General features: G+C 69.1%; 19 protein-coding genes. 8 read left to right on the forward strand and 11 right to left on the reverse strand.

The window, feature by feature from the left end; all coding sequences use genetic code 11:
* Positions 1-14 precede the first annotated feature (14 nt).
* Entirely contained in the window at positions 15-1,568 is a 1,554-nt protein-coding gene (locus tag ACY48E_RS03370) for a glycoside hydrolase family 71 protein (protein WP_462870685.1), read from the forward strand.
* Between the two features lie 22 nt (positions 1,569-1,590).
* Here the strand turns inward: ACY48E_RS03370 and ACY48E_RS03375 are convergent, their stop codons facing one another.
* A complete protein-coding gene (locus ACY48E_RS03375; RefSeq protein WP_462870686.1) occupies positions 1,591-2,868 on the reverse strand; it encodes a lipase family protein in 1,278 nt (425 codons plus the stop codon).
* Entirely contained in the window at positions 2,868-4,772 is a 1,905-nt protein-coding gene (locus tag ACY48E_RS03380; RefSeq protein ID WP_462870687.1) for a serine aminopeptidase domain-containing protein, read from the reverse strand. The genes ACY48E_RS03375 and ACY48E_RS03380 overlap by 1 nt, the downstream gene beginning before the upstream one ends.
* 246 nt (positions 4,773-5,018) lie before the next feature.
* On the opposite strand from ACY48E_RS03380, the gene ACY48E_RS03385 reads away from it, so the two are divergent.
* Genes ACY48E_RS03385 through ACY48E_RS03395 form a run of 3 tightly spaced genes read left to right on the forward strand, consistent with a single transcriptional unit; the run spans position 5,019 to position 10,534 of the window.
* Positions 5,019-7,115 (forward strand): Hsp70 family protein, encoded by a 2,097-nt coding sequence (locus ACY48E_RS03385; protein ID WP_462870688.1) that lies wholly within the window; start codon positions 5,019-5,021, stop codon positions 7,113-7,115.
* A gap of 30 nt (positions 7,116-7,145) precedes the next feature.
* The gene (locus ACY48E_RS03390) at positions 7,146-8,201 is read left to right on the forward strand and encodes a DUF1839 family protein (RefSeq protein WP_462870689.1); all 1,056 of its coding nucleotides are present in this window, start codon (positions 7,146-7,148) and stop codon (positions 8,199-8,201) included.
* 8 nt (positions 8,202-8,209) lie between these two features.
* Positions 8,210-10,534, forward strand: coding sequence for a glycosyl hydrolase 2 galactose-binding domain-containing protein (locus ACY48E_RS03395; protein WP_462870690.1), 2,325 nt, complete (start codon positions 8,210-8,212; stop codon positions 10,532-10,534).
* Between the two features lie 5 nt (positions 10,535-10,539).
* Here ACY48E_RS03395 and ACY48E_RS03400 read toward each other — a convergent pair whose 3' ends face one another.
* From ACY48E_RS03400 to ACY48E_RS03425, 6 genes are all read right to left on the reverse strand, one after another.
* Positions 10,540-11,478 carry an amino acid--[acyl-carrier-protein] ligase gene (locus ACY48E_RS03400; RefSeq protein ID WP_462870691.1) on the reverse strand — a complete coding sequence of 313 codons (939 nt, stop codon included), beginning with the start codon at positions 11,476-11,478 and terminating at the stop codon, positions 10,540-10,542.
* A complete protein-coding gene (locus tag ACY48E_RS03405; RefSeq protein WP_462870692.1) occupies positions 11,478-12,674 on the reverse strand; it encodes an acyl-CoA dehydrogenase family protein in 1,197 nt (398 codons plus the stop codon). Before ACY48E_RS03405 ends, ACY48E_RS03400 begins: the two co-directional genes overlap by 1 nt.
* Before the next feature lie 4 nt (positions 12,675-12,678).
* Entirely contained in the window at positions 12,679-12,933 is a 255-nt protein-coding gene (locus ACY48E_RS03410) for an acyl carrier protein (protein ID WP_462870693.1), read from the reverse strand.
* Between the two features lie 195 nt (positions 12,934-13,128).
* Positions 13,129-14,463 carry a YibE/F family protein gene (locus ACY48E_RS03415; protein WP_462870694.1) on the reverse strand — a complete coding sequence of 445 codons (1,335 nt, stop codon included), beginning with the start codon at positions 14,461-14,463 and terminating at the stop codon, positions 13,129-13,131.
* A 148-nt stretch (positions 14,464-14,611) separates the two neighbouring features.
* Positions 14,612-15,670, reverse strand: coding sequence for an adenosine deaminase (gene add, locus ACY48E_RS03420; protein ID WP_462870695.1), 1,059 nt, complete (start codon positions 15,668-15,670; stop codon positions 14,612-14,614).
* The gene (locus tag ACY48E_RS03425) at positions 15,667-16,920 is read right to left on the reverse strand and encodes a pyridoxal phosphate-dependent aminotransferase (RefSeq protein WP_462870696.1); all 1,254 of its coding nucleotides are present in this window, start codon (positions 16,918-16,920) and stop codon (positions 15,667-15,669) included. Before ACY48E_RS03425 ends, add begins: the two co-directional genes overlap by 4 nt.
* A gap of 110 nt (positions 16,921-17,030) precedes the next feature.
* Between ACY48E_RS03425 and ACY48E_RS03430 the strand changes: the two genes are divergently transcribed.
* The 4 genes from ACY48E_RS03430 to ACY48E_RS03445 are packed head-to-tail and all read left to right on the forward strand — an operon-like array spanning position 17,031 to position 21,249.
* Positions 17,031-17,717, forward strand: coding sequence for an SOS response-associated peptidase (locus tag ACY48E_RS03430; RefSeq protein WP_462870697.1), 687 nt, complete (start codon positions 17,031-17,033; stop codon positions 17,715-17,717).
* A 14-nt stretch (positions 17,718-17,731) separates the two neighbouring features.
* Entirely contained in the window at positions 17,732-18,352 is a 621-nt protein-coding gene (locus ACY48E_RS03435; RefSeq protein ID WP_462870698.1) for a chorismate mutase, read from the forward strand.
* 11 nt (positions 18,353-18,363) lie between these two features.
* Positions 18,364-19,191, forward strand: a complete 828-nt coding sequence (locus ACY48E_RS03440; protein WP_462870699.1) for an alpha/beta fold hydrolase — start codon at positions 18,364-18,366, stop codon at positions 19,189-19,191.
* A gap of 9 nt (positions 19,192-19,200) precedes the next feature.
* Positions 19,201-21,249 (forward strand): S9 family peptidase, encoded by a 2,049-nt coding sequence (locus tag ACY48E_RS03445; protein WP_462870700.1) that lies wholly within the window; start codon positions 19,201-19,203, stop codon positions 21,247-21,249.
* Here ACY48E_RS03445 and ACY48E_RS03450 read toward each other — a convergent pair.
* From ACY48E_RS03450 to ACY48E_RS03460, 3 genes are all read right to left on the reverse strand, one after another.
* Positions 21,225-22,862 (reverse strand): hypothetical protein, encoded by a 1,638-nt coding sequence (locus ACY48E_RS03450; RefSeq protein WP_462870701.1) that lies wholly within the window; start codon positions 22,860-22,862, stop codon positions 21,225-21,227. The genes ACY48E_RS03445 and ACY48E_RS03450 overlap by 25 nt on opposite strands.
* A complete protein-coding gene (locus tag ACY48E_RS03455) occupies positions 22,847-23,614 on the reverse strand; it encodes an ABC transporter ATP-binding protein (protein WP_462870702.1) in 768 nt (255 codons plus the stop codon). The genes ACY48E_RS03450 and ACY48E_RS03455 overlap by 16 nt, the downstream gene beginning before the upstream one ends.
* A 104-nt stretch (positions 23,615-23,718) precedes the next feature.
* Positions 23,719-26,607 (reverse strand): (Fe-S)-binding protein, encoded by a 2,889-nt coding sequence (locus ACY48E_RS03460; protein ID WP_462870703.1) that lies wholly within the window; start codon positions 26,605-26,607, stop codon positions 23,719-23,721.
* Positions 26,608-26,801: the final 194 nt, after the last annotated feature.

The following is a 26,801-nucleotide window of genomic DNA, read 5'->3' on the forward strand; positions in this document are numbered from 1 at the left end:
GATGGGGTGGTCACATGGCCGATAGGACAGGTCGGGACGGCTTCCTGCGCGAGCAGGCCAGGCGTCACCGTCGGCGTCGTCGACGCAGGTCGGTCGCGCTGGCGCTGCTCTGCCTCACCCTCGTGCTCCCGGCGACGACCGAGTCCACGGTGGATCGATCGACCTTGTCGATCCCCTTCGTCACCGCCGCATCGGTTCCCACCCTCGCGTTCGACATACCGCAGCAGTTCACCAGCCCGAAACTGGTGTTCGCGCACTACTTCCCGCCCTATCCGTTCTCGATCGACAACGCGCCGTCGAACTCCGACTACTACGCCACCCAATACCTCACGCCCACGGGGGAGAACGGCAAGCACGCCGCGTACGGCGGCTTCCTGCGCGATCGACCGTTCCCGATCGGTCCGCGGTCGGGCGACTACAAGCTCGCGAACCTCCAACTCGACATCGCCTCCGCGGCCTCGCGGGGTATCGACGGGTTCACCGTCGACATCCTCACCCGCACGAGCTCGACGTCGAATCCCGTGTCCTCGGTCCCGATGCAACTGATGAAGGCGTCGGCCACCATGGGCAGCACCTTCAAGATCATGCTGATGCCCGACATGAACGGCGAACTCGGCGCCCTCGCCCCGGCCGATCTGGCCGCCGAGCTCAACCAGTACGCGAGCCAGAGCGCAGTCTACCGGCTGCCCGACGGTCGACTGGTGGTCTCGCCGTTCCTCGCCGAGCGGCATCCACCGTCCTGGTGGGCCCAGTTCATCGCGATCATGAAGGCCACGTACAACCAGACCGTCGCCTTCGTTCCGCTGTTCCTCGATGCACCGTCGAACATCGACGCCTTCGCCTCGGTCAGCTACGGCATGTCGAACTGGGGCGGACGCAATCCGAACTTCAACCCCGTCACCAACACCGGGCCCAACTCGCCGCGCGGAATCGTCGATCGCGTCCACGCGCTCGGCAAGATCTGGATGCAGCCGGTCTCGCTGCAGGACAGCCGACCCTCGCAGGGGATCTACGACGAGGCTCAGAACACCCAGAACCTGCGCAACACCTGGCGAATCGCGACCGACTCCAACAGCGAGTGGGTGCAGCTGACCACCTGGAACGACTACAGCGAGGGAGCGACGTTCCAGCCGTCGGCCAACCACGTCTTCGCCCCGCTCGACATCAACGCGTACTACCTCACGCGGTACAAGACCGGCGCCGACCCGGCGATCGTGCGCGACACCATCTACCTCTCGCACCGAACCCAGTTCGCCGCGGCCAGGCCGTCGTATCCGCAGAGCCGGCTCATGCAACTGCGGCCAGGATCGAGCCCGGCTCGCGACACCGTGGAGGTGCTGACGTTCATGACCGCGCCCGCGCAGATCCTGACCCTCGTGGGCCGGACGTACTACGCATGCGACGTCCCGGCCGGTGTGGGGACGTGTGTGTTCCCGCTCGAGGTCGGCAAGGTGGGCGCGATCGCGCTGCGCTACGGGCAGACCGTCGCCGCGGTGGCCACGCGCCTGGACGTGAGCGCGAACCCGTACGTGCAGAGCCTGGACTACACCTACGCGGGCAGTCGCTAGGTCCTTCCGGCGGGTCGGACGGTCAGGACGGACAGTCGGACGGCGCCGGCTGCTGACCCGCGAAACGCGCCTCGAGCCAGATTGCCGTCTCGGCGCCCGGATCGAGGTTGGTGTGGCCCTGACCCGGTCGCACGATGTGCTGCACGGCGTCCCCCAACCTGCAGGCGTTGTCCACCGCCGTCTGCACCCACTGCGGGCGCACCGTCTCGTCGACGTCGCCGTTGACCACGAGCAGGGGTCCGGAGGACTTCACGCGTGGTAACCGGATGTCGGACAGCCAGTTTCGCATCGCCTCCGCCGCCGCCTCGCTCGACGGCCCCGAGTCGGACCGATTGATCTTCGGCACCATGGCCGCGCGCCGATCGGTGCCGGGCGAGCGGCACGCGAGCCACGCGTCGGGGTCGGTGGCCAGCACACCGTGCAGGTAGTCCGAGGCCTTGGCCTCCGGCCGCGCGGTGGTGAACCCGTACACCAGGAAGGGGAACAGCGCCTGCTGATCACGGGAGAGGAAGTTCGACGCCGCCAGATCGACCTGCTTGGACAGATCGAGTGCGGGGGCGAGCGCCACCGAGCCCACGAAGGTCAGGCCGCTGCCGTAGGTGCCGGCGAGCTCCGCGGCCGACCACGCTGCCTGACCGCCCTGCGAGACACCCATCGCAGCCCACCGATCGGAGGCGTCCGGGGTGAGCGCACGCACCGCACGTACCGCGTCGATCAGGTTGTAGGCAGCGGTATTCGGCTCGAGGTAGGGGTGGATCAGCGATTGACCCGTCGCGCCGGGACTCGTCGCACCCGACCCCAGGCCCTGGTAATCGGTCATCACCGCGACGTAGCCGAGCTTCATCAACGGAACGATGGTCGACGCGTACCCGAGCAGGTCGGCGTAGTTCGACGGCCCGCACTCCGCCGTGACCCCGGTGGTGCCGTGCCCGATCGTGACCACCGGACGCCCGCCGGGCGGGGGATCGGTGGTGGGGACGAAGGCCATGGCCGAGACCAGCGTCGAGGAGCCGTCCATTCCCGACGCGGAGCGGTACACCAGCCGGAACGCGCGCCCACCGACGGCCGTGATCGACGGATCGATGCTGCGGACACGCTCGGAGGAGACCAGGGTGCCGCGCTGGGCCACGGCATCGGCGGCGAGCGCGACCGGCGGCGGCGCCGGCCTGTCGCCGGTGGAAGTGGTCGGGGCGGCAGCCGGGGTGGAATCCGAGCACGCCGACAGCGCGGGGATCAGCAGTGCCGCGCACAGGGCTGCGGTGACCGCACGTCTGCGCGCGGTCGGACGAGCGATGAGCATCAGATCTTCTCCACTCCCACCGGGGCCACCGGATCGGGTCGAGCCACGGTGATCGCGAAGGTCCTGCCGACCTCGCTGAGGATCTTCGCGGCCACCGTGGTGCGCAGGTCGCGGTGATAGAGAGAGTGGTCACCGCTGTCGTAGACGTTGACCTCGACGTCGTCGCCGCGGGCCCGGATCGCCGCCAGACCCTGCTCGCCGCGATTGGCGACGAACCACTGGTGATCCTCGGGTGAGAGCACCACGACCGTGCGAACCCCCTTGCCCACCAGGGGTGCGAGCACCGCCTCGGGCGCCGAGACCGCACCGGCACGGCCGAGGGTCCGCCACGCCGTGTAGGGCAGCGACGCCTGCGCGGCCCGCACCCGATCGCGCACTACCTTCGCCACCGCGAACGCGCGATCGGCCGTTCGGGACTCCATGGCGGCTACCGTGGCGGCCTTGACCGGCGTGCGGCGCTTGCGGAACGACCAGTTGACCATGTTCAGGGTGAGCACCGCGGCCGCGCCGTAGGTTCTCGCCGCGTACGCAGCGTGCCATGAGCCCGAGCACATTCCGACGTGCATGGTGCGGCTGGGATCGGAGCGGAAGGACTCCACCACCGCCCGCACGTCGGCCCGCCCCCGGCCGGACATCGCCGGGGTGCTCTCGTTCTCGGCCACCTCGCCGCTGTCGCCGGTGCCGCGTCGATCGAAGCGGACTGCGGTCACCCCGACCGCGGCCAGCTCCCGGGCGGTCTCCACCCACAGCCGCACCGGCCCGATGCGGTGTTCACTGGCCGTGCTGTAGAGCACCACCAGCGGCGGCTCGGCGATCGCATCCTCGGTGATCACCGCGTCGGCGGCGGCATCGTCGTGCGAGGGCGCCGTGGCCGGGCGGGTGACCAGACTCAGCAGTCGGTGCTCGCCGCGATACTCGATCGTCTCGACCACCGGGGCGCCGGCGTCGGTGACGAGGGTGACCTCGGTGCACCGACGTGGATGAATCGGTTCGTTCTGCGCGGGCATTGTTCGTCCCACCCATTCGGCAATGGCGGAAATGGTCGGGGTGGGTGTCGCGAAGACGAAGCTCGGCGGGTTGACGAACGCATGATGGGCCAGAGCGACGCTAACGGACGCATCGGTGGCCTCGACGAGCTCGGTCACCGGGCGGGAGTCGATGTTCTCCTCGCGGACCACCACCATCACCGACTCGGTGCTGGCGCGGATCACCGACGGATCGACCGTCATCGACTTCAGGGCGTCGACCGCCTCCGGCGCGAAGGCCCCGCCGAGCACCGACACCCGCGGATCGTCGGGGCTGTCGGCGCCGACGGCGACGCGGTACAGCGTGGACGCCTCCCGGACGTAGCTGCGGCCGGAGAGGGTGGGATCCCAGAGCACCATCGACCGCAGCGGTCCGAGATCCGGCGCGGCAGCAGCAGCCAGCAGCGCGCCCGCGCGCAGACCCACCACACAGATGTCCTCGACACCGGCGGAGCGGACGTAGTCGACTGCCTCGCCGATGCTACGAACCCACAGCTGCGCGGCGTCGGGATCGTCCTGGCGGCCCGCCGAATCCCCGTGTCCGTGGTAGTCGAACCGCAGCACCAGCAGGCCGTCCGCGGCGAGCTTCTCGGCGAGCTGGCGAACGCCGCGGTAGGTGTTGATGTGCTCCTTCGCCAGCGGCGAGCACAGCACCACGGCTCCGCGAGCGGTGCCGTCGGCGTGGTGGTGGACACTGCCGAACAGCGGGCTGTCGGCGGGCCCGAACCATGTCTCGAACGTCGTGACCGCGGTGGACACCGCGACCGGTGGGGGCCAGCCGCCGAGTTCTCCGCCCACTGCCGGTGCAGTCGGTGGCACGGTGGTCGTGGCGTCCGGTTCGATCGGGTTCACTGTCCGTTCCGGGTGTGTGGCGGGCATCGCGGGGAAATCCTGTCGGGGTCGGTGGCGGTGATCCCGGCCGGTGTACATCCCGGCCGTTGTATCGAAATGGTCGGCCCGATACCCTGTCCCCGAACAGCTGCACTCGCATCGCGCCGCCGATTAGGACAGAACGGGCTCCGGATGCGTATGTGCGGTATCGTTTACAGCGGATAACATACCTCGAGTCGAGTACAGCGGACCACACGCACCAGCCACATTCATGATCACGGAGGCGCCCACACGATGACTGCCGTATTCGGGGTCTCGATAGGTGCAACGTCCGTGCGCATGGCCCGGACCACCGGTGTCACCGACCCGGACTCGACCTCGGGCGGCGAGGACGACACCGCTCTGAGCTTCGAGAAGCGCGTCATCGACGTCGGTCGTGCGTCCGCCGTCCGCGTCGCCGCCCGTGCGGTGCGGTCGCTGGTCGATGCCGAGGGTCCCGATACGCCGGTCGTGGTCACCTACACCGACGCCGCGCAGTCCGAGGCGTTGCGCTCGGAGCTCGAGTCCGAGAACCTCGAGCGCATCGGCGTCATGGGTGAGGCGCGCGCCGCGATGGAGCTCATCGGCCTGACCCGCATCGTCGACGGGTACGACACCGTGGCGCTCTACGACCTCGGTGCCACCGGGCTGTCGGTCACCGTCATCGACATGGGCACCAACCGCGCACTCGGTTTCGCTCGCTCCACCACTGTCAGCGGCAACATGTTCGACCGTGTGGTGCGCGAGCACCTCGTCCGCGGCGGCATCATCGGTGAGCCGGAGACCGAGGCCGCGGCCGCGGAGATCGACACCTTCTGCCGCGGGATCAAGGAGTCGCTCTCGACCGCCTCGCTGGCGCAGACGCCGGGCGGCGACATCCTGCTGATGACCAGGGGGCAGTTCGAGCAGGCCGTGTATCTGCCGCTCGAGGAATCCGCGAAGATCATCAGCGAGGTGGGTCTGCGCTGCAAGCGGACCGCCCAGGCAGTCGTGGTCATCGGTGGCGGAGCCCGAATCCCGGTGGTGCACACCGTACTCGAGCGCTGGCTGGGTGTTCCGGTTGTCGCTGCCGACGAGCCGGAGCTGGTGGTCGCCAAGGGTGCGGCCCTGTGCGCGGCGGGTTTCCGCGAGAAGGCCGCCGCCGCTACCCCGACTCCTCTCCCCGAGGCCCTCGTGGGAACCAAGGACGACGAGGGTGGCGCGGCGCCCAAGGGTGCAGCCGGGTCGGCTTCCAAGGGTGCAGCCGGGTCGGCGTCCAAGGGTGCTGTCGCTCCCAAGGATGCAGCCGCGTCGGCCACACCCGCCGCCAAGGCCGGCGACGCGTCCACCGTCAAGGCTGCGGCGGCCAAGCCTGCTGCGGCGGCGGCACCGAAGGCCGGATCCACCAAGCCCACACCGGCCAAGAGCGCCAAGGCCCCGGCGGCAACCAAGGCAGCGGCGTCGACCAAGGCAGCGGCGTCGACCGCAGCCGCGCAGGTCGATGCCGCCGGAACGGATGAATCGAAGTCCGACGAACCGGAGCCCGACGGAGCCGGGCGCAGCGCGTCCGGAGCGGCGCAACCGGCGGCCCACGGACCTGTCCGACCCAGGCCCGCAACCGCCACCAACGGCTCGTCGACGAAGAGTCCCGCCACCAAGTCGGGGGTGAACACGGCAGCGGCGCCGCCTGTTGCCGATACCTCCGAGGCCACGCCCACCCCGAAGTCGGGTAATGGCTCGTCGGCAGCTCCGACGGCCTCGGCCGGGTCCGTTCGCCCGACTCCGGCCGTTCGTCCCACGCCCGCCCCGCGGCCCGCCGCAACGTCGTCGCACATCTCGGCGCCGGCGAACCAGACGGCCCCGGCGAAGCACGCCTCCGCGGAGCGGCCGGTTCCTCGCCTGCCCGTCACCGGTCCGATCGCATCGACCCCGGCGACGCCCAGCTCCATCCCCGCGGTGCCCGGTCCATCGCCGCTCACCCGGCTGCGTCCGCATCTGCCGATGTTCGCCGGAGTCGTGCTGTCGGTGTTCGCCGCCGGCAGTATCGGCCTGTGGGCGTCGAGCGCACCCGACCTGCCGGCCTCGAGCGGAGTCGGTGAGGCCGCCACGACGCAGGACGTCGGCAGCACACCCGCGCAGCTGACCCCGGTTCCCGACGGTGATGCCACCGCCGGGTCGCCCACCACGCCGGTCGCCCCACGGCAGGTCGCTCCGCAGTCGGGGCCCTACACCTATCCCACGGGCAACGTCCCACTGGTCACGCCGAACCGTCCCCAGACGACCACCACCACGGTCCGCGTGGCTCCCTCGTCGTTGGTCCTGCCCAAGCTCGACACGGCCGGCACGCCGCGCCTGCGCCTCGCGCGATTCTAGAAGCGCCGCCGCGCAGTAGGCTGATCTCCCATGACTTCTCCGCCCTCGGACACCATCGGCGACGGCGTGGCCGCGGACACCCGCTCGGCGGCAGGTTCGCCACTGCCGCTGGCGGCGAATTCGATACTGCCACAGCTTGATCCGGACAACTACGTGCCGCACGCGGTGCATGCCTCCGATCGCGTCTGGTCTGCCACCAACTGCTATGTGGACCTGTGGGTGGAGCTGCTGCACAAGCTCGGCGCCGACCCGGTGGCATCGATGTCGTTCGTTCTCGGCGCCGGTTTCGACGGGCGTCAGTGGGATTTCGTGAAGTACCAGCCGGAGGATCTACGGGACCTGCACGGGATCACGGTCGGCGAGATGAACATCTGGAAGCCCTTCGCCGAGCACGTGGCGGAGAACCTCCTGGACGGCGTGCTCTCCACTGTGGAGGTCGACGGGTACTTCCTTCCCGACACCGCCGGTACCAGCTACCGGGCCGAACACACCAAGACCACCATCGTGCCCGCGACGCTCGACCCGGACGCCCGCACCATGACCTACTTCCACAACAGCGGCTTCTACGCCCTCTCCGGCGAGGACTACGTGGGCGCTCTCGCGCTCGATCGCACGGACCCGTCGCACCTGCCGCCGTATGTCGAGCGCGTGGTGGTCGACCGTGAGCGGCTCGCAGCCGGAGCGACCGTGGGGGATCGGGACATCGAGATCGCCACCGCTCACGCCCGTCGGGGATTCGCGGTCAATGCCGTGGAGCTGCTCGGTCACCAGGTCCGCCGTGACGTGGAGTGGGTGCGCCAGGCCGGGCCCGACCAGTTCCATCTGTGGTCGTTCGGCACCCTGCGTCAGGCCGGTGCAACCGCGGAGTTGGCTGCCGATGTGGCCACCTACCTCGAAGGCCGCGGCTGCGCCGGTGCCGGCGCAGCGGCCGAGCACTTCCTCGCCGTCGCCTCCGGGGCCAAATCGGTGCAGTTCCGGATGGCGCGGGCAGCGCGCGGGCGTGAGGTCGATCCGAGTGAGGCCCTCGACGCGATGGCCCAGTCCTGGTCCCTGGCCACCGACGCCGTGCGCGCCGCTCTGCTGTGACGATCCCGGTGCGGTCCTGGCGCGTCCAGCCCGCAGAGCCGGGCCTCGGCGAGCCGCCCGGTGACACCTGGACCGACATCGAGGTCCCGGGAACCGCGGCGGCGGTGGCCGATCAGGTCGGGATCGCACTCGATCGGTTGGACGAGTTCGACTGGTGGTTCACCACCGTGATCACCGCCGATGTTGACTCGGCGCTACGTTTCGGCGGGATCGCCACGCTGGCCGAGGTGCGCCTGGACGGGATCGAGGTGGCGACGTCGTCGTCGATGTTCACCCCGGTGAACGTGCCCGTTGCCGCCGGTGAGCACGAGGTGATCGTGGTGGTGCGCTCACTCACCGAGCACCTGCGCGCGCGGCGGCCCCGTGGGCGCTGGCGGTCGTCGATGACGGCTCTGCAGGGCCTGCGGTGGGTGCGTACGTCGATGCTGGGCCGAGCTCCGGTGTTCTCGGGGGCGCCGTCGCCGGTGGGTCCGTGGCGTCCGGTGCTGCTGATCGATGCAGCGGAAGCTGTTGATGCAGTGCAGGTTTCCGGTGAGTGGAACGGTGCGGGCCTGCTGCGCGTGCGAGGTACCACGGCGGCGCCGTCGGTCACCGTCGCCGTGGCCGATGCCCGGTTCACCGTGCCCGCAGAGGACGGCGTACTCGATGCGTCGCTGCCGGTGCCGGGTGTGCGGCCCTGGTGGCCGCACACCCACGGTGATCCGGTGCTCTACCCGGTGACGGTGGACGGCCGCGATCACCCGCCCGTCGGATTCCGATCGGTGGAGCTCGATCGGACATCGATGACGGTGCGGGTCAATGGGATCGAGATCTTCTGCCGGGGCGGCTGCTGGGTTCCCCTGAACCCGATCACCCTGCAGAACGACCCCGCAGAACTGCGCGCGGCCATCGAGGCCGTTCGGTCGGCCGGGCTGAACATGGTGCGGGTGACGGGCACGATGGTCTACGAGGACGAGGCGTTCTTCGACGAGTGTGCGCGCCAGGGTGTGCTGGTCTGGCAGGACCTGATGCTCGCCACCCTCGACCCGCCCGACGATCTCGACATCGCGGACGAGGTGCGCACGCTGCTCGGGACGGCCGGGCTGCGGCCGTCGTTCGCGGTGCTCAGCGGTGGTAGCGAGACCCACCAGCAGCCCACGATGCTGGGCCTCGACGCCGCGGCCCGCGACGTGCTCCTGATCGATCGGACCGTGCCGGCCCTGGTGGGTGAGCGCGTGCCGTACGTGGTGTCCTCACCGTCCGGGGGAGACCTGGCCACCCATGTGGGATCCGGGGTGGCGCACTACTTCGGTGTGGGCGGGTATCTGCGTCCGGTCTCCGACATCCGCAGCGCCGGTGTGCGTTTCGCCGCCGAGTCGCTGGCGTTCGCGGTGCCGCCCGAGCGTCGAGTGGTGGATGCGGCCTTCGGTTCGGCCAACGCGGCCGGCCACCTGCCGCAGTGGAAGGCCGCAGTGCCGCGCGATCGCGGATCGTCATGGGACTTCGAGGACGTTCGCGACCACTACGTGCGCAAGATGTTCGAGGTCGAACCGTCCCTGGTACGCCGCGACGACGCCGAGCGGTACCTCGACTACGGGCGCGCGGCGATCTGCGAGGCCGTGGTGGAGGCGTATTCGTATTGGCGCAGTGCACGATCCGGATGCGCGGGGGCGCTGGTGCTGACCCTGCGCGATCTCGAGCCCGGTGCCGGGTGGGGGTTCACCGACTCCGCGGGTGGGCGCAAGGCGCCCTGGTTCGCTCTGGCCCGCCTGAGTGCTCCAGTGGCGATCCTGCTCACCGACGAGGGAATGGACGGGCACCGCATCGAGGTGGTCAACGACCGACCGAACACGCTGACCGCCTCGCTGGATGTCGCCGTGGTGGGACGCACGGGCGCGGTGGTGGCCGAATCCACCCGCGAGGTGCAGGTGCCCGCGCACGGGTCGTCGGCCACCACGGTCGACGCTGAGATCGGCCGCTTCACCGATGCGTCGCATGCGCACCGCTTCGGACCCCGTGTCGCCGACGCCGTGATGGTGACCGTGCGCGTCGGCGACCGGATCGTCGCCCACGAGGTACGGCTGGTCGGCGGCCCGGCGCTGCCGATTCAGAACACGGTGGGCCTGACAGCCGTTGCGCGCCCGACCGACGACGGGTGGGAGATCGAGGTCGGTGCACAGTACGCCGCCCAGTACGTCTGCGTCGACGTCGACGGGTGGGAGGTGTCGGACTCCTGGTTCCACCTCGCTCCCGCCGGGCGGCGGACGGTGACGCTCACGGGCGGTTCGAGAAAACCGACCGGGCACGTGCGCGCACTGAACTCACTTGCCCGCGCCCGAATCGTCGAGCAGTAGCCCGGTCAGAACTTGAGGTTCGCCGGCCACTTCCGGGTGTCGAGACCGTGGGTGCGCAGTAGCGCCAGGGCGATGCGCTCCATCCCGAAGCCGACGCACGCGCTGTGCGCCTCCTCACCTTCGGCGGTGGTGATGCCGAAGGTGTGACCGAAGTGATCGCGGTGGCAGTTGCAGGACACCACGGCCGTACCCTCATCGAGGTCGCCGTAGAGCCGCACCACCAGCTCGGTCTTGAGGTTCTCGTTGCGCTGGTTGGCCGCGAGCATGCGACCGGCGCGACCGAAGAACGGGTCGTTGGCGATCACCGGTTCGGCGGTCAGCCCAAGGCCCTCGAGCACGTCGAGTCCACGCGAGATCCACGATTCCCGGTGCTCCACAGCCTGATCCGGAGTTCCGACCTGCACGAACTCGTGCATGCGGAACGCCTGCATACGCGCCGGATCGATGGCCGGCTCGTGGCGGAAGCAGTAGCCGTACACGTCCATCGTGACCCCGCCCTCGGGCAGCGCGCCCGCGAGCATCGAGTACGACGGGTGGCACGCCGCGGAGACCAGCATGGTGCCCGCCGACTCGAGGTGGTGGTCCCAGTCCTTGCCGTCGGAGCGATCGGCGAGCAGTTCGGCGTGCGCCTTGTTGTCGCCGCCGAAGGTGCTGATCGCACCGGTGAGATTGGGGAACGAGGCAATGTAGTCGGTCTTCTCGAACGCCTCGCGCGGGAACACCGGCGGGAATCGGAAGCGCTTCAGCCCTGCGCCGTGAGCAGCGGTGCCCTCGGCGCGGACGCGGCTGTCGATGAGCTCGATGATGTCCTCGAACTCGCCGGAGCGCCCGTAGAGCCCGTCGATGGACGACGGGATCAGCAGTCCCGCCGCCACCAGCTCACGTTGGAACTGTGCGCGCGCGGTGTCCAGGTCGGTGACCGGACGGACGTCGGTCGCCGTCATCAGATGCCCTTGTAGACGAGGGCGAGTTGAGCGTTGTGGCCCAGGATGCGCTCGTTGCTGACCATGATGGCCGAGCCGTGCGAGTCGCGCAGGTGGCGGCTCATCCGCAGTTCGCTGTCCTCGCGGTACCCGGCGATGCCGGTGATGTAGAGCGCGCGGGCGACGATGTCGATGAGCAGGCTCGACGCGGTGACCTTGACGTTGTTGATCTGCAGGGCGAACCCGAGCGAGTTGAGCTGATCGGGCTCGTCGGCGATCTCGTCGAACTTGGTGGCGGCGGTGAAGACCGTGTCGTGAAGCTGCTGGTGGGTGACCAGGAGCTCGGCCAGACGCGACGCCGACGGCGGGGTGGTGCCCGGGTTCTTGAGCGCGAGCTTACGGACGGACTTGCGGGCCTTGCGAACCGCGGCGTCGGCGATACCGAGCCACGCGCCGCCCCACAGGACGTGCGCGGTGGGAAGCATGGTGCGCGAGGAGATGTCGCTGTAGCTGTCGGGAAGGATGCAGTCGACGGAGCCGCTCGCGCGCAACATGAAGCCGGGGCTGCAGGTGCCGCGGAACCCCATGGTGTCCCACGTGCCCGTCTTCTGCAGGGTGAGGTCTTCACGACGGCAGATCACCAGCACCTGATCGCTCGGTGCGCTGTCGCTGTTGCGGCGCGCGGTGGCGAGGATGACGTCGGCGTACTCGCCGTACGAGATCACCGGTGCGTTCTTGACCAGGGTGAACCGGTCTCCGTCGCGCTCGACGGCACATGCCGACGAGCGGACGTCGCCACCGATGTTGATCTCGGTGGTCGCCGACGCGACGAGCGGCTGGGTGGCCACGAGCTGTGACAGCAGCTCGCGCACCGCGGGCAACGAGCGGCCGTGGCGCACGAGCGAGAGCACCTGAATGTGGTGCATCGCGAAGATCATGGCGGTGGAGGCGCATTCGCCGCCGAGGGCGCGCGAGATCCTGGTGAGCTCGGTCAGCGACATCCCGGCGCCACCGAACTCGGTGGGCACGGACGCGGCGAGCAGACCGGCGCTGCGCAGAGCCTCGATGGACTCGGCGGGGAAGGTGGCGTCGCGATCGACGAGCTCGGCGCTGCTGCGCACCACGGCCAGCACGTCCTCGAGGGACGCGGCACTGGCCGACCGCGCGATCGCTGCGACTGCGGCGTCGGTGACGTCGGGGTTCTCGAGTGTGGTCATGCGATCACGCCAGCTCTGCGACGGCGTCGGCGATGGCCGCGACGGAGGCGAAGGTGGCCTTCTGCAGCAGACGATCGGGGAACTCGATGTCGAACTCGTCCTCAAGAGCGATCATGATGTTCACGCTGGCGTGCGAGGTCAGACCGCTGTCGTAGAGGTCGTCCTGATCGCCGATGCTGGAGATGTCGACGGGCAGCTTGCCGAACTTCGCGATCACGTCGCGGATGCGAGTGACGTCCTCGGCGGTCAGGGTGTTCATATGGTGTTCCTCCACGTCTGGTCGGCGCGGCTCGTGCCCGCCTGACAACCCGTCGGCATGGACTCACGACGACGGTTACGTACTCATGGTTCCCCGAACCTCGACAAAACAGTACAGGAGTTTGTTTAGGAACTCTACTTCGAACATCGCGTTCTTTTGGCGTTCGAGGCGTTATATGTCACAACGCGCGGCGGCTCAGGCCGAATGGCGTCCGCCACCACGTGTCGGTCGCGGGATCGGGGCGGTGTCGGGGTCGGGGACCCCCGCCGAACCTCGCCGGGTGCGCGGCGGCCGCGCCAACGCCACCGCCACCGCGGTGGTCAGCGGCACCGCGAGGGCGAGAGCGATGCCGCCCACGCACGAGCGCACGATCTCGATGGCCACCGCGTCACCGGTCAGGACCGTCTCGAACGACCGGTTCGACACGCTGAACAGCAGCAACAGGGGCAGCGCGCCGCCCGCATAGGCCAGCACGAGCGTGTAGACGGTGCTGGCGATGTGATCGCGGCCCACCCGCATGGCCGCACCGAACACAGATCTGCGCGAGGCGTGGGCGTCCAGCGCGGCAAGTTCGAACGCCGCCGACGCCTGCGTGATGGTGACGTCGTTGAGCACGCCGAGCGAGCCGATGATGAATCCGGCGAGCAGCAGACCGGGGATGGAGACCTGTCCGAGGAAGGCCTGAACATTGGTGTTCTGCTCTTCCGACAGCCCGGTCACCTTTGTCACGGAAATGGCGAGTTGGGACAGGACCGCCGACAGACCCATGGCGGCGAGGGTGCCCAGCAGGGCCGCGCTGGTGCGCAGGTTCACCCCGTGAGCGAGGTAGAGCACCACGTAGAGGATCACCGTTCCGCCGACCAGGGCGACCAGCAGAGCCGACGTCCCGGCGAGGATGGCGGGTAGGACGAACACCACCAGGACGATCAATGCGACGCCGATCCCCATCAGCGCGCGCAGTCCGCGCCACCGTGCGACGGCGACGACGATCACCGCGAAGACCACCACCACCCACACCAGACCGGTTCCGCGGGTGTAGTCGTCGAACCCGTAGATGGCCACGCCGGACGAGTCGGTGCCGCGGACCAGGCGAATCGCGTCGCCCACCTGCAGTGTCGGTTGACCGGGGCCGGGAGTGATCTCGAGCAGCGTCGAGGTGCCGGCGTTGGCGCCGGTGTCGATGCGCACGATGCTGCGCGAGCACTGGTACGAGGCGCTCGGGGCGGGTGTCGGGGCACCGGTGAAGACCCGTCCGTTCGACGAGGAACCGCACGGGCCGACGTCCTGCATCGTCACCGTGCCGCTCTCGGTGGCCACGGCGCCACCGGTCGCGGACTGGAAGGGAAGGGGAACAGCGATATCTGGCTTCGCGGGCCACAGGATCACCACCGCGGCCAGGGCCGCGATCCCGATGACCGTCAGCAGTCCCACCACCACTCGCGACGCCACAGGTCCGACCGGTATCGGCCCGTGGTCGTGAGAGTGAGCGTGCGAGTGGGCGGAACCGCTGGGCCGGTGGGCGTGACTCACCGACCCAGACTAGCGGTGGGCGAGAGGAGCGGTGGCGGGGAAGCAGGGGGGGTGTCCCCCGCCACCTACCGACCGAGCCACCGGGGGGTGTGGGGGCTCGATCGGTGCTCTCGATCGCCTGTGACGGCGATGTAACTCAGAGTACTACTTACTCTTCCGAACGGTGTGATCGGGGCCGCACGACACTCTCGATCTCCGCCGCGAGCAGCGCCGCTGCCTCCGGCTCGAGGAACGACGCGTCGACCGCGGCCAGCGCCAGCGCCCCCAGGTCGGTGTGCGTGAGACCCATCGCTGCCGCCGCCCGGTACTCGGCGCTGAGATCGGTGCCGAACATCGACGGGTCGTCGCTGTTGAGCGTCACCGTCAGGCCGGCCTCGATCATCGCGGGCAGCGGGTGGTCGGCGAGCGTGGACACCATGCGGGTTCGCAGGTTCGAGGTGGGCGAGACATCGATCGGGATCGCCCGCTCAACCAGGTGCGCCACGAGTCCCGGATCGCGCATCACGGCGATGCCGTGGCCGATGCGTTCGGCCCCCAGATCCCGCAGCGCCGACCACACTCGGTCCGGGCCCTCGGTCTCACCGGCGTGCGGCACGCTGTGCAACCCGGCCTCGCGTGCGCGCCGGAACACCGGACCGAACGGCTCACGCGGGACCTCGATGCCGCCGATCCCGAAGGCCACCACCGACTCCGGTGCGTGTGCGAGCACGGCGTCGAGTGTCTGCTCCGCGGCCTCGACGCCGTAGTCGCCGGGGAAGTCCGGGATCCACCGCACCGCGAGGCCGGTTTCGGCCTCCGCTCGCAGCCGGCCCGCCTCGATGCCGTCGAACACCACCGGTGCCGGCACACCACGCATCAGGTGCCCGAACAGCGAGACGTGCATCTCGGCGTACCGCGTGTTGTGCCCGGCGAGAGCGCTGATCGAGTCGTAGGCCAGGCGAGCGAAGTCGTCCTCGTCCCGCAGCGCCTCGATGGACTGCAGGTACACCTCGATGAAGTGCGGGAAATCGCGGAACTCGAACCAGCGCGCCAGATCGGCATCGGTGGCGGGGAATCCGTCGAGCCCGTGCTTGTCCACCAGCGCCCGCAGCGTCGACGGCCACATCGACCCCTCGAGGTGCACGTGCAACTCCACCTTCGGCAGGGCCGCGATGAACGCCTCGGTGGGGTCGGTGGGGTCGGTGGGTGCACCGGGGTGCGCGGTCACTGGCGGTACGACGCGAGGAAGTTGCCCATCCGCTCGATGGCGCCCTGGAGGTCGCGCGCCCACGGCAGGGTCACGATGCGCAGATGATCGGTTCGTGGCCAGTTGAACCCGGTGCCCTGGACCACGAGGATCTTCTCGCTCAACAGCAGGTCCTGCACCAGCTTCTCGTCGTCGTGGATCTCGTGGACGTTCGGGTCCAGCTTCGGGAAGGTGTACAGCGCACCGCGCGGTGCCACGCAACTCACGCCGGGGATCGAGTTCAGACCCGCGACCGCCACATCGCGCTGTTCGAGCAGCCGCCCGCCCGGCAGCACCAGGTCCTCGATGCTCTGGTGACCACCGAGGGCCACCTGAATGGCGTGCTGGGCAGGAACATTCGGGCACAGTCGGGTCGACGCCATGAGATCGACGCCCTCGATGAAGCCCGCGGCGTGCTCCTTCGGCCCGGTGATCACCAACCACCCCGCCCGGTACCCGGCCACCCGGTAGGCCTTGGACAACCCGTTGAACGTCAGGCACAGCAGGTCCGGCGCGAGTGTCGCCAGCGAGACGTGCTCGGCGTCGTCGTAGAGGATGCGGTCGTAGATCTCGTCGGCCATCAGCAGCAGTTGGTGCTTGCGCGCCAACTCCACCAGCCGGGTCAGCACGTCCCGCGAGTACACCGCGCCCGTGGGGTTGTTCGGGTTGATCACCACCAGCGCCTTGGTCCGCGGCGTGATCTTCGACTCCAGATCCTCGATGTCGGGGTTCCAGCCGTTGTCCTCGTCGCACAGGTAGTGCACGGCCCGCCCGCCCGAGAGCGTCGTCATCGCCGTCCACAGCGGGAAGTCCGGCGCGGGGATCAGCACCTCGTCGCCGTCGTCGAGCAGTGCCTGCATGGTCATGGTGATCAGCTCGGAGACACCGTTGCCGAGGTAGACGTCGTCGACGTCGAAGTACGGGAAGTCCGGAACCAACTCGTAGCGCGTGACGATCGCCCGACGCGCGGAGAGGATGCCCTTGGACTCGGAGTAGCCCTGCGCCATCGGCAGCGCGGCGATCATGTCGCGCACGATCACGTCGGGAGCCTCGAAACCGAACGGTGCCGGGTTGCCGATGTTCAGCTTGAGGATGCGGTGCCCCTCGGCCTCGAGGCGCGCCGCATGGGCGTGTACCGGACCGCGGATCTCGTAGAGCACGTTCTGCAACTTGCTGGACTGCTCGAACACGCGCTGACCGGGGCCCACGGGTGCGGATGTCTGATTACTCACCGCACCATGGTCGCACTCGGTGTCCACCCAATAGAAATGTCCACCCAATAGAAATGTCCACCCGGTTGGCGCCGCCGGTCCCTGGTAGCGGTGCGGTCTACCCTGATCGCATGTGCGGTCGCTACGCCAACAGCCGGTCCGACGCCGACCTGAGCTCGGTGTTCGACGTCGTCGTCGCACTCGATCACGAGGTGCCCGCCAACTACAACGTCGCCCCCACCGACCCGGTGCGCATCGTCGTCGACCGTCCCGACGGGGACCGAGCGCTGCGCACCGCCCGGTGGGGGCTGATCCCCTCGTGGGCCACCGACCGCAAAATTGGTGCGCGCATGATCAACGCCCGCTCGGAGACCGTCACCACCAAACCGGCCTTTCGCAGCGCCGCTGCCGCGCGCCGATGCATCGTCCCCGCCGACGGGTACTACGAATGGGAGAAGCGCGACGGCGCGAAGGTTCCCTACTTCCTGCACGCCGACGACGTGCTCGCGATGGCCGGTCTCTACGAGTTCTGGCGTGACCCCGAGCGCGGCGACGACGACCCGGCGCGGTGGGTGTGCTCGGTGACGGTGCTCACTGCACCGGCCACCGACCAGCTCGGCCATATCCACGACCGCTCGCCGGTGCTGATCCCGCCGGACATGCGCGACCGCTGGCTCGATCCTGCTCTGACCTCGCTCGATACCGTCGCCGAGATGGTGGCCTCGGTCCCCCCGCCCACTCTGTCGCCGCGCGAGGTGAGCACCCGGGTCAACAGTGTCCGCAACAACGGTGCCGAGTTGATCGCTCCCGTGCGATAGGTGAGCATGAGGTCATGAAGAAGGCCTTGGTCACCGCCATCGTGTCCGCCGTTGTCGTCGTCGGAGCCTCGGCGCCCGCGTCCGCCGATCCCGCCCCGGCCGCCGCCGCGCCGGTCACCAGCGAACCTGTCACCGTCACTGCGGCAACGAGTTTCGATGCCCTGGTCGGTGCGATAGCCGATCGGCTCGACGCAGCCCCCGCGGTCGCCCAGTCGAAGTTGATCTCCGGCGCGCCGATCGAGGACCCGAAGCGGGAAGCCGTGGTGATCACCAACGCCGAGACGACAGGGGCGAGCGTGGGTCTGCCCGTCGGTGTGGCCGGCCGGGTCATCACCGATTCGATCACCGCCAGCAAGACCGTCCAGCGTGGTCTGATCGATCTGTGGCGAGCCGTTCCCGCCCTCACCCCGCCCGGTAGCCCGGACATCGACACCGCACGCGCCGCCATCGACCGCCACACCACCGAGATCGTCACCGGGCTCGCAGCCACCTCGGCGCTGCGATCCGCGCCGGGATGCCTTGCTGCGCTGGGCAGCTCGACCCTCACCGTCGTGGCCGCACGTGGCTACGACCCGCTGCGCCTGGTCGCACTCGCACAGGCGGAGAAGTCGATCTGCCCGATACCCGGCAGCTGACGGCCCGCCCCATGACCAGGATCGCAACCAATGGCATCGCCCTCGACGTCCACATCCACGGCGACGGTGATCCGGTTCTGCTGATCCATGGGTGGCCCGACGACCACACGGTGTGGGACGGTCAGGTCGACGCCCTCGTCGCGGCCGGTTTTCGGGTGATCCGGCCCGATCTGCGGGGATGCGGTGGATCCGATCGTCCGACGGACGTGGCGGCGTACCGCGCGGGTGAACTGATTCGCGACATCGTCGGTCTGGTCGAGGCGCTGGAACTCGACCGACCACACGTGGTCGGGCACGACTGGGGTGCCGCGCTGACCTGGCCGCTCGTTGCCCGTGCGCCGCAGCTGTTCTCGTCCGCCACGTGTCTGAGCGTGGGGCACCCGTCGGCGCTGGCCGGCGGTGGGATCGAGCAGCTGCGAAGGAGCTGGTACATGCTCTTCTTCCAGGAACCCGGGGTCGCGGAGCAGTGGTTGTCGGCCGACGACTTCGCGAACTTCCGCGAATTCACTCGGCACCCCGATATCGAGCGGACCGTCGCACGCCTGGCCCAACCAGGTCATCTCACTGCCGGACTGAATCTCTATCGCGCCAATCGCACTGCAGCGCAGATGATTGCGCCGGTCACCCTGCCCGCGGTGACCGTGCCGACGATGGGTGTATGGAGCAGCCGCGACCTCGCCCTCCTGGAACCGCAGATGGTGCTCTCGGCGCAGTACGTCAGCGGTCCGTGGCGCTACGAGCGGATCGACGGTGCCGGGCACTGGATGACCATCGAGGCGCCCGATCGCGTCAACGCGATTCTGCTCGACTTCCTGATTCGAGCCCGCCCCGGCCGGTAGCCTCGAGGGGTGATCAGCGCACCGTACGGACTCTGGGATTCGCCCATCTCGGCCACCGATCTCGCCGCCGGCGGCCATCCGGTGGGCGGCGCATGCTTCGTGCGCTCGGGCGGGGAAGCATCGGGCGGGGAAGCATCGGGTGGGGAAGCAGCGGGCGGGGACGTAGCGGGTGGCGGGGGCGTGGTGTGGGCGGAGTCGCGCCCGACGGAGAACGGCCGCACCAGTATTCGACGCAGCGGTGCGGAACCGGGAACGGCGAGCGATCCCGTCGACGTGCTGCCCGCGCCGTGGGATGCCCGCACCAGGGTGCACGAGTACGGCGGTGGGGCGTGGGCCGTCACCGACGACCGCGACCTGGTGTTCGCCGAGTACGGCGAACAGCGGCTGTACCTACTGCGCGCCGGATCCGGTGAGCCATTGCCGCTGACCCCCGAGACCGGTTCCCGCGTTCGCTACGGCGACCTGACCGTGCGCGGTGACCGCGTGTGGTGCGTGCAGGAGGTGCACGCACCCGACGACCGGACCCCGGCGCAGACCATCGCCGAGTCGGTCACCCGCGCCATCGTGACCGTGGCACTCGACGGGTCCGGGGTCCGCGAGGTGGTCGCCGGCTCGCACTTCCTCGCCTACCCGCGGGTGTCGCCGGACGGCTCGCGCCTGGCCTGGATTGCCTGGGATCATCCGCAGATGCCCTGGGACGGAACCGAGTTGCGTGTCGGGGACATCGACGACGGCCGAGTGGGTACCTGGGACGTGCTCGCAGGTGGTCCGGAGGAGTCGGTGCTGCAACCGGAGTGGATCGGCTCCGACCTCTACGCCGTCACCGACCGCAGCGGGTGGTGGAACCCGGTTCGCTTCACCGGCGGCGCCGGCGAACCCGTCGACGTGGGGGCGATCGCGGCAGACGTCGGCGCGCCCCTGTGGAACCTGGGTGCGCGGTTCTACGCACCGCTGCCCGGTGGGGCTCTGCTGACCGTGCGCACCGTCGGGGTGGACACTCTGGCCCTGCTCGACCCGGCAACCGGTGCGTACACCGACATCGACCTCGGTGACAACACGAGCGTGTCGATTCTCGACGTCGACGGCAGTCGAGTTCTGCTTCGGACCGGCGGCGCTCGGACACCCGGCGGAATCCGGCTGATCGACCTCGCGGACGTGCTCGCGGGACCACCGGCGGGGTCGATCCACCTCACCGACATCCGCTTGTCCGTCGACCCCCTCGAGTATCCCGACCACCTGCCGGTCGGCACCCCGATGCGCTTCGACGGCCCGGAGCGCGAGGTCCATGCGGTGGTGTACGCGCCCACCAATCCCGAGTTCACCGCTCCCGCAGGGGAACTGCCGCCGTACATCGCGTTCGTCCACGGCGGACCCACCGCGCACGTGGCCCCGCGGCTGGACCCGGTGTACGCCTTCTTCACCTCGCGTGGCTACGGCGTGATCGACGTCAACTACGGCGGTTCCTCGGGCTACGGCCGCGAGTACCGCACTCGGCTGCGCGGCCAGTGGGGCATCGTCGATGTCGAGGACACCGTCGCCGCGGTGGTCGCACTCGCCGACTCGGGTCTGGCGGATCGGCACCGGCTGGCCATCGAGGGCGGCTCCGCCGGCGGGTGGACGGTGCTCGCGGCGCTCACCTCGTCGCATGTGTTCGCCTGCGGTACATCACGTTTCGGTGTCGCCGAGTTGGAGAAGTTCGTCACGGAGACGCACGATTTCGAGTCCCGGTACATCGACGGGCTCATCGGCCCACTGCCCGAGGCGGTCGACCTGTACCGCTCGCGCGCACCGCTGAACAACGTCGACGGTGTGAACTGCCCGGTGTTGCTGCTGCAGGGCCTAGAGGATCCGATCGTGCCGCCGTCACAGGCCGAACGTTTTCGCGATGCCCTGGTGGCCAAGGGTATTCCCCATCGATACATCGCGTACGAGGGCGAGTCACACGGTTTTCGCAAGCTCGAGACCATCGTGCACTCGCGTGAGGCCGAACTCGACTTCTACCGGCAACACCTGCTGCCGGGTCGTGGCAACGGTCAGGGACCGACAACCACGGCGTAGATCTCCGGGCCTCGGGCCAGCACGAGGCTCTCGGCGCGGCGTCGACCCAGCAGCACCGCCGCCGTGCCCACAGCGACGGCCACGGCCACACCCGCCCACGCTGCCGCACCGGGCAGCAGCGCCGCGAGCACCGCCCCGGGCACACACATCAGCGCAATGGACAGCATCACCGCCAGGGACACCCCCACGGCGCGGCTCGACATCGATCCGCGGGCAGTCAACGCGCTGGTACCGGAGGACTCGGGGACCGCGTAGGGGCTCAGTGCGGACTGCACGCCCGACGCCGCCGACGTCCCGCACACCCCGGCAACCAGCACGGCGACGGCGAGGGCGAGGGTCGACGCGTCGGCGTCGGAGAACACTCGTCCGACGATGGTGGCCACAACCCCTACCGTCCCGGTGACGATCCCGACGAGCACCATCCGAGCGTTCAGGGCCAGCCGCGCGGCCCCCGGCACCACCACCAGACGCCAGAAACTGCGCCCGTCCAGGCCGTACGCGTTGAAGAATGCGGACCCGGCAATGATCACGACCATCGGTGCGCCGTACGCCATGCCGTAGACGTCGGCGGAGGTCAGCAGCAGCACCACCCCGAGGACGGTGAACACTGCGGGCATCATCAGCAGACCCAGGCGCCGAGTGTCCTTCACGAGCAGTTGCGCCTCGCTCAGGATCGCGGTGACCAGTGGACCGCGGATGCGATCACGCGAGTGGTCTACCGCAACCGACGGACGCTGTGCGCGGGTGCCGGAGCGTCCGTCGAGTGCGCGCTGCAGCAGTACTGCCCAGGCGCGGTAGAGCGCCACCGCCGTCAGGACCAGGCCTGCCAGCAGCAGCACCGACAGCCACCAGCGCCCGTCCGTGACCGCCTCACCGGCCAGGATCGGCCACCCCGACGGCGCCGCGCGGGCGAGGGTGCGCACGGTCTCGTCGGCGCCGATTCCGGCGGCCACGTTGCCGAGCACCGTGAACAGCGCGTAACCGGCGGCGCCGACCATCACACCCACCACCGTGGCGACGATCCGAGCGGTCGGGGAGTTCAGCGCGTTCTCGAACGTGATCATCGTCACCCGCGCTGCGGCCACGCCCACCACGGTCAACAGCACAGTTGCCGCCCAGGTCACCGCGACACCCACCGGCGACGTCCCGCTGGTGGCGGTGGCCACCGTTGCAATCGAGAGTCCGACGAAGGTCAGGGCAGCTCCGGGGGAGAGCAGTGCCGACGTGGTCAGCGCCGCACGCAGGTCGGCGGCGCGGACGGGCAGGTGCCGTACGTGCCGCGCCTGCAGTCCCTGTCCGCCCGTCGCCGTCACGATCGGGTAGATCACCAGCCCGGCCAGCACCAGCAGCGACACCACCGCGCCGATCGTGGTGCGGCTGCGGCCGGCCTCGATGAGCATCGTGTTCGCCAGCAGCGACAGCAGGATCAACACGACCGCCATCAGGAACAGCACGCGCAGTGCCATGCGGTTCTTCGCGGTGCCCCGGCGGATGGCGCTGTCGAGCTCGTAGAGAGTGCGTCGCGCGACGGCCGGCGTGGCTCCGCCGCACGGGAGCGGGGCCGGACCCCGCATGCGGGTCGGGTGTCGGGGGTCGGTCAGCTGCCCAGCCACGTCAGCTCCGCCGACTCGCGCCGACCGCCGACCGCCTCCATCAACGCACCCTCGAGGGAGTTGCCCGCGCGGACCGCGTCGATGGGTCCGTCGGTCACCAGTCGCCCGCCCGCCAGAATGGCGACGTGCGAGCACATTTGCTCGATCAACGGCATGGAGTGGCTCGAGACGACGGCCGTCCCGCCGCGGGCGACGTAACTTTCCAACAGTCCGCGGATGGTCAATGCCGATACCGGATCCACCGCTTCGAGCGGCTCGTCGAGAACCAGCAGGGACGGGGAGTGGATCAGTGCCGCGGCCAGGCCGATCTTCTTCTTCATTCCTGCCGAATATGTGGAGACCGCGCGATCACCGGCCTCGGCGATGTCGAGGACGTGCAGCAGTTCCTCGCATCGCTGATGAGCGAGTCGCGGTTTGAGGCCCTGCAGGATCGCCACGTAGAGCAGCGCAGCTCGGCCGGGTAGTGCCTCCGGGAGCGAGATCCCGTCGGGCAGCAGTCCCACGCGCGCACGTGCGGCGATGGGGTCGGCCCACACGTCGTGTCCGTTGATCCAGGCCCGGCCCGAGGTGGGCCGCACCAATCCGGTTGCCATCGACAGCAGCGTGGTCTTCCCGGCGCCATTGGGGCCGACGACGCCGTAGAGGGTGCCGGCCGGGATGTAGAGCGAGAGGTCGGTGACCGCCGACGCACCATCGAACTGCTTGTTCAACAGCCAGGTCTGCATGGCGGCGTATCGAGCAGGTGCTGCCATGGGCGCTCCTTTCGAACCGATCGGTACCCCCGCCGCCCGAGTTTAGCCTCGAATCACGAACCCACCCGCGTACCGAGGGCACGCGGGTGGGTTCGGTGGGGCTTTCAGCTCTTGCGGCCCGGTGCCTTCGCCCCGGACTTGAAGCCCAACCCGCCGGCCTTGGGAGCGGGCGCAGCCTTCGGCTTGTCGGCGGCTGCACCGTCCGTGGCTGCGCCGGTGTCCGCTGTGCCGTTGGTGGCACCGTTGGCCGCTGTGCCGTTGGTGGCACCGTTGGCCGCTGTGCCGTTGGTGGCACCGTTGGCCGCTGTGCCGTTGGTGGCACCGTTGGCCGCTGTGCCGTTGGTGGCACCGTTGGTCGTGGCACCGTTGCCGGTACCTGCGGGGGCCGGCTTCTTGGCCCCGGGCGCCTTGGCCCCGCCCTTGAGGCCCAGACCCCCGGCCTTCGGAGGCGTCGCCGGAGCGGCGGGTGTCGCGGGTGCGGGAGCGGGTGCGGCCGCATCGGCTGCCGGAGCCTTCGCGACCGGGGCTGCGGCGCCGGGTGCTTTCGCACCGGGTGCCTTCGCGCCGGGGGCACGGCCGAGGCCCTTCATCTTCAGCCCTCCCGCCGCGGCGGGCGTATCGGCCTTCGGTGCGGTGGCAGGCGCCGATGCCGCGTCCGCTGTCGGTGCCGTCGTCTCGGTCGGCGCCGCCGGGGCAGGCGCCGCAGCGACGGTGGCCGCAACCTTCTTCGGCGTCTGAACCACCTTGATGTTCTCGGCGAGAGCGGACGGCTCGAGGCGGGTGATGGCTCCGAGGATCAGCTGCGACACATCGACCACCTCGACAGCGTCACCCTCGGCTCCCTCCTGACGTGCAGTGACTCCGTCGTGGAGCATCACGCGGCAGAACGGGCAGCCGGTGGCGATCTTCTTCGGTGCCGTACCGCCGGTGCCCAGGGTGGCAAGTGCCTCGTCGACGCGGTCGATGTTGATGCGCTTGCCGATCTTCTCCTCCATCCACATCCGAGCGCCACCGGCGCCACAGCACATGGACCGCTCGCCGTGACGCGGCATCTCCTCGAGGGTGGAACCGGACGCGGCCATCAGCTCGCGGGGAGCGTTGTAGACCTTGTTGTGACGGCCGAGGAAGCACGGGTCGTGGTACGTGATGTCCTGGCTGGTGGTGGTGGCAACCGGAACCAGCTTCTTCGCGCGCACCAGGCGGTTGAGCAGCTGGGTGTGATGCACCACCTCGTACTTGCCGCCGATCTGCGGGTACTCGTTACCCAGGGCGTTGAAGCAGTGCGCGCAGGTGACCACGATCTTGCGGCGGCTGGGCTCGACCCCCTCGAACACTGCGTCGATGGTCGCGATGTTCTGCTGGGCCAACTGCTGGAAGAGGAACTCGTTGCCCGCGCGACGAGCGGAGTCGCCCGTGCAGGTCTCCTCCGCACCGAGGACCAGGAACTTCACCCCGGCGGTGGCAAGGAGCTCCGCCACGGCCTTGGTGGTCTTCTTCGCGCGGTCCTCGTAGGCACCGGCGCAGCCGACCCAGAACAGGTACTCGTAGTCCTCGAAGCTCTCGGCCTGCTGGCCGAAGACAGGAACCTCGAACTCCATCTCGTTGATCCAGTTGAGACGGTCGGAGGCATTCTGACCCCACGGATTGCCCTTGTTCTCGAGCTTCTTGAACAGGCCGGCGAGCTCGGTGGGGAACTCGGACTCGATGAGCACCTGGTAGCGGCGCATGTCGAGGATGTGGTCGACGTGTTCGATGTCCACCGGGCACTGCTCGACGCAGGCTCCGCAGTTGGTGCAGCTCCACAGCACCTCGGGGTCGATGATGCCGCCGAGTTCCCCGACCGCACTCTCGCCGACGAGGGGGCGCGCGGCCTCGGCCCGCGCGGCGTCGGAGATCTTGGCCAGCCTGGCCTCGTCGGGCTTGCCGTCCGCGGTGACCAGGCCGATCTCGTCTCCGCCGGCATCCTTGCGGCCGCCGGCGAGCAGGTAGGGAGCCTTGGCGTTGGCGTGATCACGCAGCGAGGTGATCAGCAGCTTCGGCGAGAGCGGCTTGCCGGTGTTCCAGGCAGGGCACTGCGACTGGCAGCGTCCGCACTCGGTGCAGGTGGAGAAGTCCAGCCAGCCCTTCCAGGTGAAGTCCTCGATGCGACCGGCGCCGAACGAGTCGACGTCGGGGTCGGCGGTCTCCATGTCGAGGACCTTGCCACCGGACATCATGGGCTTGGCGGCACCGAGTGCGACGCCGCCGTCGTCCTCACGCTTGAAGTAGATGTTGAAGAACGCGCTGAAGCGGTGCCAGGCGACGCCCCAGGTGATGTTGCGGCCGACCACCAGCAGCCACACCATGCCCGAGGTCAACTTGATGAAGGCGAACACCGACACCATCGTCGGGTTGGCCGGCAGCAGTTCGGCCAGGCGCATGGTGAAGAAGTCGGTGTAGGGGTTCGCATCGCCGTAGGTGGCGATCTTGCCGGCCTTGACGAACACCATGCCCAGGCCCTCGGCCAGGACGACGATCTCCACGAAGTAGGCGGCCCTGGCGTTCGATCCGCCGAAGCGGGACAGTCGGGCCGGATCGCGCGGGTGGTTGCGCTGACGGATCACGATGAGGGTGAGGATGCCCACGACCGTGCCGATACCCAGCAGTTCGTCGAGCAGGTGGTAGACGGCGGTATCGCCGATGATCGGCCAGTGGAACTCCGGGTCGAACGTCTGACCGTAGGCCTCGAACCACAGGACCGAACCGAGCAGGAAGCCCACCATGACCAACCAGTGGGCCCACCCGACACTGCGGAACTTGTTCATCCGGGTGTGCGCTGCGAACTCCACGATCATCTGCCGCAGGCGCGGGATGACGGGCCGGAAGCGCGACGAGTCGGGTTGGCCGATCAGGATGCTGCGGATGATCGTGACGACCCCGCGGAAGAAATATGCCCAACACACCAGACTGAACAGAGCACCGACGGTGCCGAGCGTGATCGTCACGGCGTTCATGACTGCTGCCTTTCGTGGAGTTACTAGCCGGTAACCAGCGTAGGCCTACTGCTGGGTAACCATACATTCTCGCAGGTGATCTCCCGACCGGACTGCGACCACCGCGACAATTGCACCACGGTATCGGCGCGCGCACAGCATCCCACCGGCGGGATCCTCGAAATCTTTGTCGTCCGGCGCATCGAACGATAAGC

The sequence above is a fragment of the Rhodococcus sp. AZ1 genome (assembly GCF_054979605.1).

What these genes read in the sequence shown, in the direction of transcription:
- ACY48E_RS03435 (WP_462870698.1), top strand. Translation starts at nt 17,732, where the DNA reads ATGAAGAAGGCCTTGGTCACCGCCATCGTGTCCGCCGTTGTCGTCGTC.
- ACY48E_RS03455 (WP_462870702.1), bottom strand. Translation starts at nt 23,614, where the DNA reads ATGGCAGCACCTGCTCGATACGCCGCCATGCAGACCTGGCTGTTGAAC.
- ACY48E_RS03400 (WP_462870691.1), bottom strand. Translation starts at nt 11,478, where the DNA reads ATGACGGCGACCGACGTCCGTCCGGTCACCGACCTGGACACCGCGCGC.
- ACY48E_RS03410 (WP_462870693.1), bottom strand. Translation starts at nt 12,933, where the DNA reads ATGAACACCCTGACCGCCGAGGACGTCACTCGCATCCGCGACGTGATC.
- ACY48E_RS03375 (WP_462870686.1), bottom strand. Translation starts at nt 2,868, where the DNA reads ATGCTCATCGCTCGTCCGACCGCGCGCAGACGTGCGGTCACCGCAGCC.
- ACY48E_RS03430 (WP_462870697.1), top strand. Translation starts at nt 17,031, where the DNA reads ATGTGCGGTCGCTACGCCAACAGCCGGTCCGACGCCGACCTGAGCTCG.
- ACY48E_RS03380 (WP_462870687.1), bottom strand. Translation starts at nt 4,772, where the DNA reads ATGCCCGCCACACACCCGGAACGGACAGTGAACCCGATCGAACCGGAC.
- ACY48E_RS03460 (WP_462870703.1), bottom strand. Translation starts at nt 26,607, where the DNA reads ATGAACGCCGTGACGATCACGCTCGGCACCGTCGGTGCTCTGTTCAGT.
- ACY48E_RS03440 (WP_462870699.1), top strand. Translation starts at nt 18,364, where the DNA reads ATGACCAGGATCGCAACCAATGGCATCGCCCTCGACGTCCACATCCAC.
- ACY48E_RS03405 (WP_462870692.1), bottom strand. Translation starts at nt 12,674, where the DNA reads ATGACCACACTCGAGAACCCCGACGTCACCGACGCCGCAGTCGCAGCG.
- ACY48E_RS03385 (WP_462870688.1), top strand. Translation starts at nt 5,019, where the DNA reads ATGACTGCCGTATTCGGGGTCTCGATAGGTGCAACGTCCGTGCGCATG.
- ACY48E_RS03370 (WP_462870685.1), top strand. Translation starts at nt 15, where the DNA reads ATGGCCGATAGGACAGGTCGGGACGGCTTCCTGCGCGAGCAGGCCAGG.
- ACY48E_RS03390 (WP_462870689.1), top strand. Translation starts at nt 7,146, where the DNA reads ATGACTTCTCCGCCCTCGGACACCATCGGCGACGGCGTGGCCGCGGAC.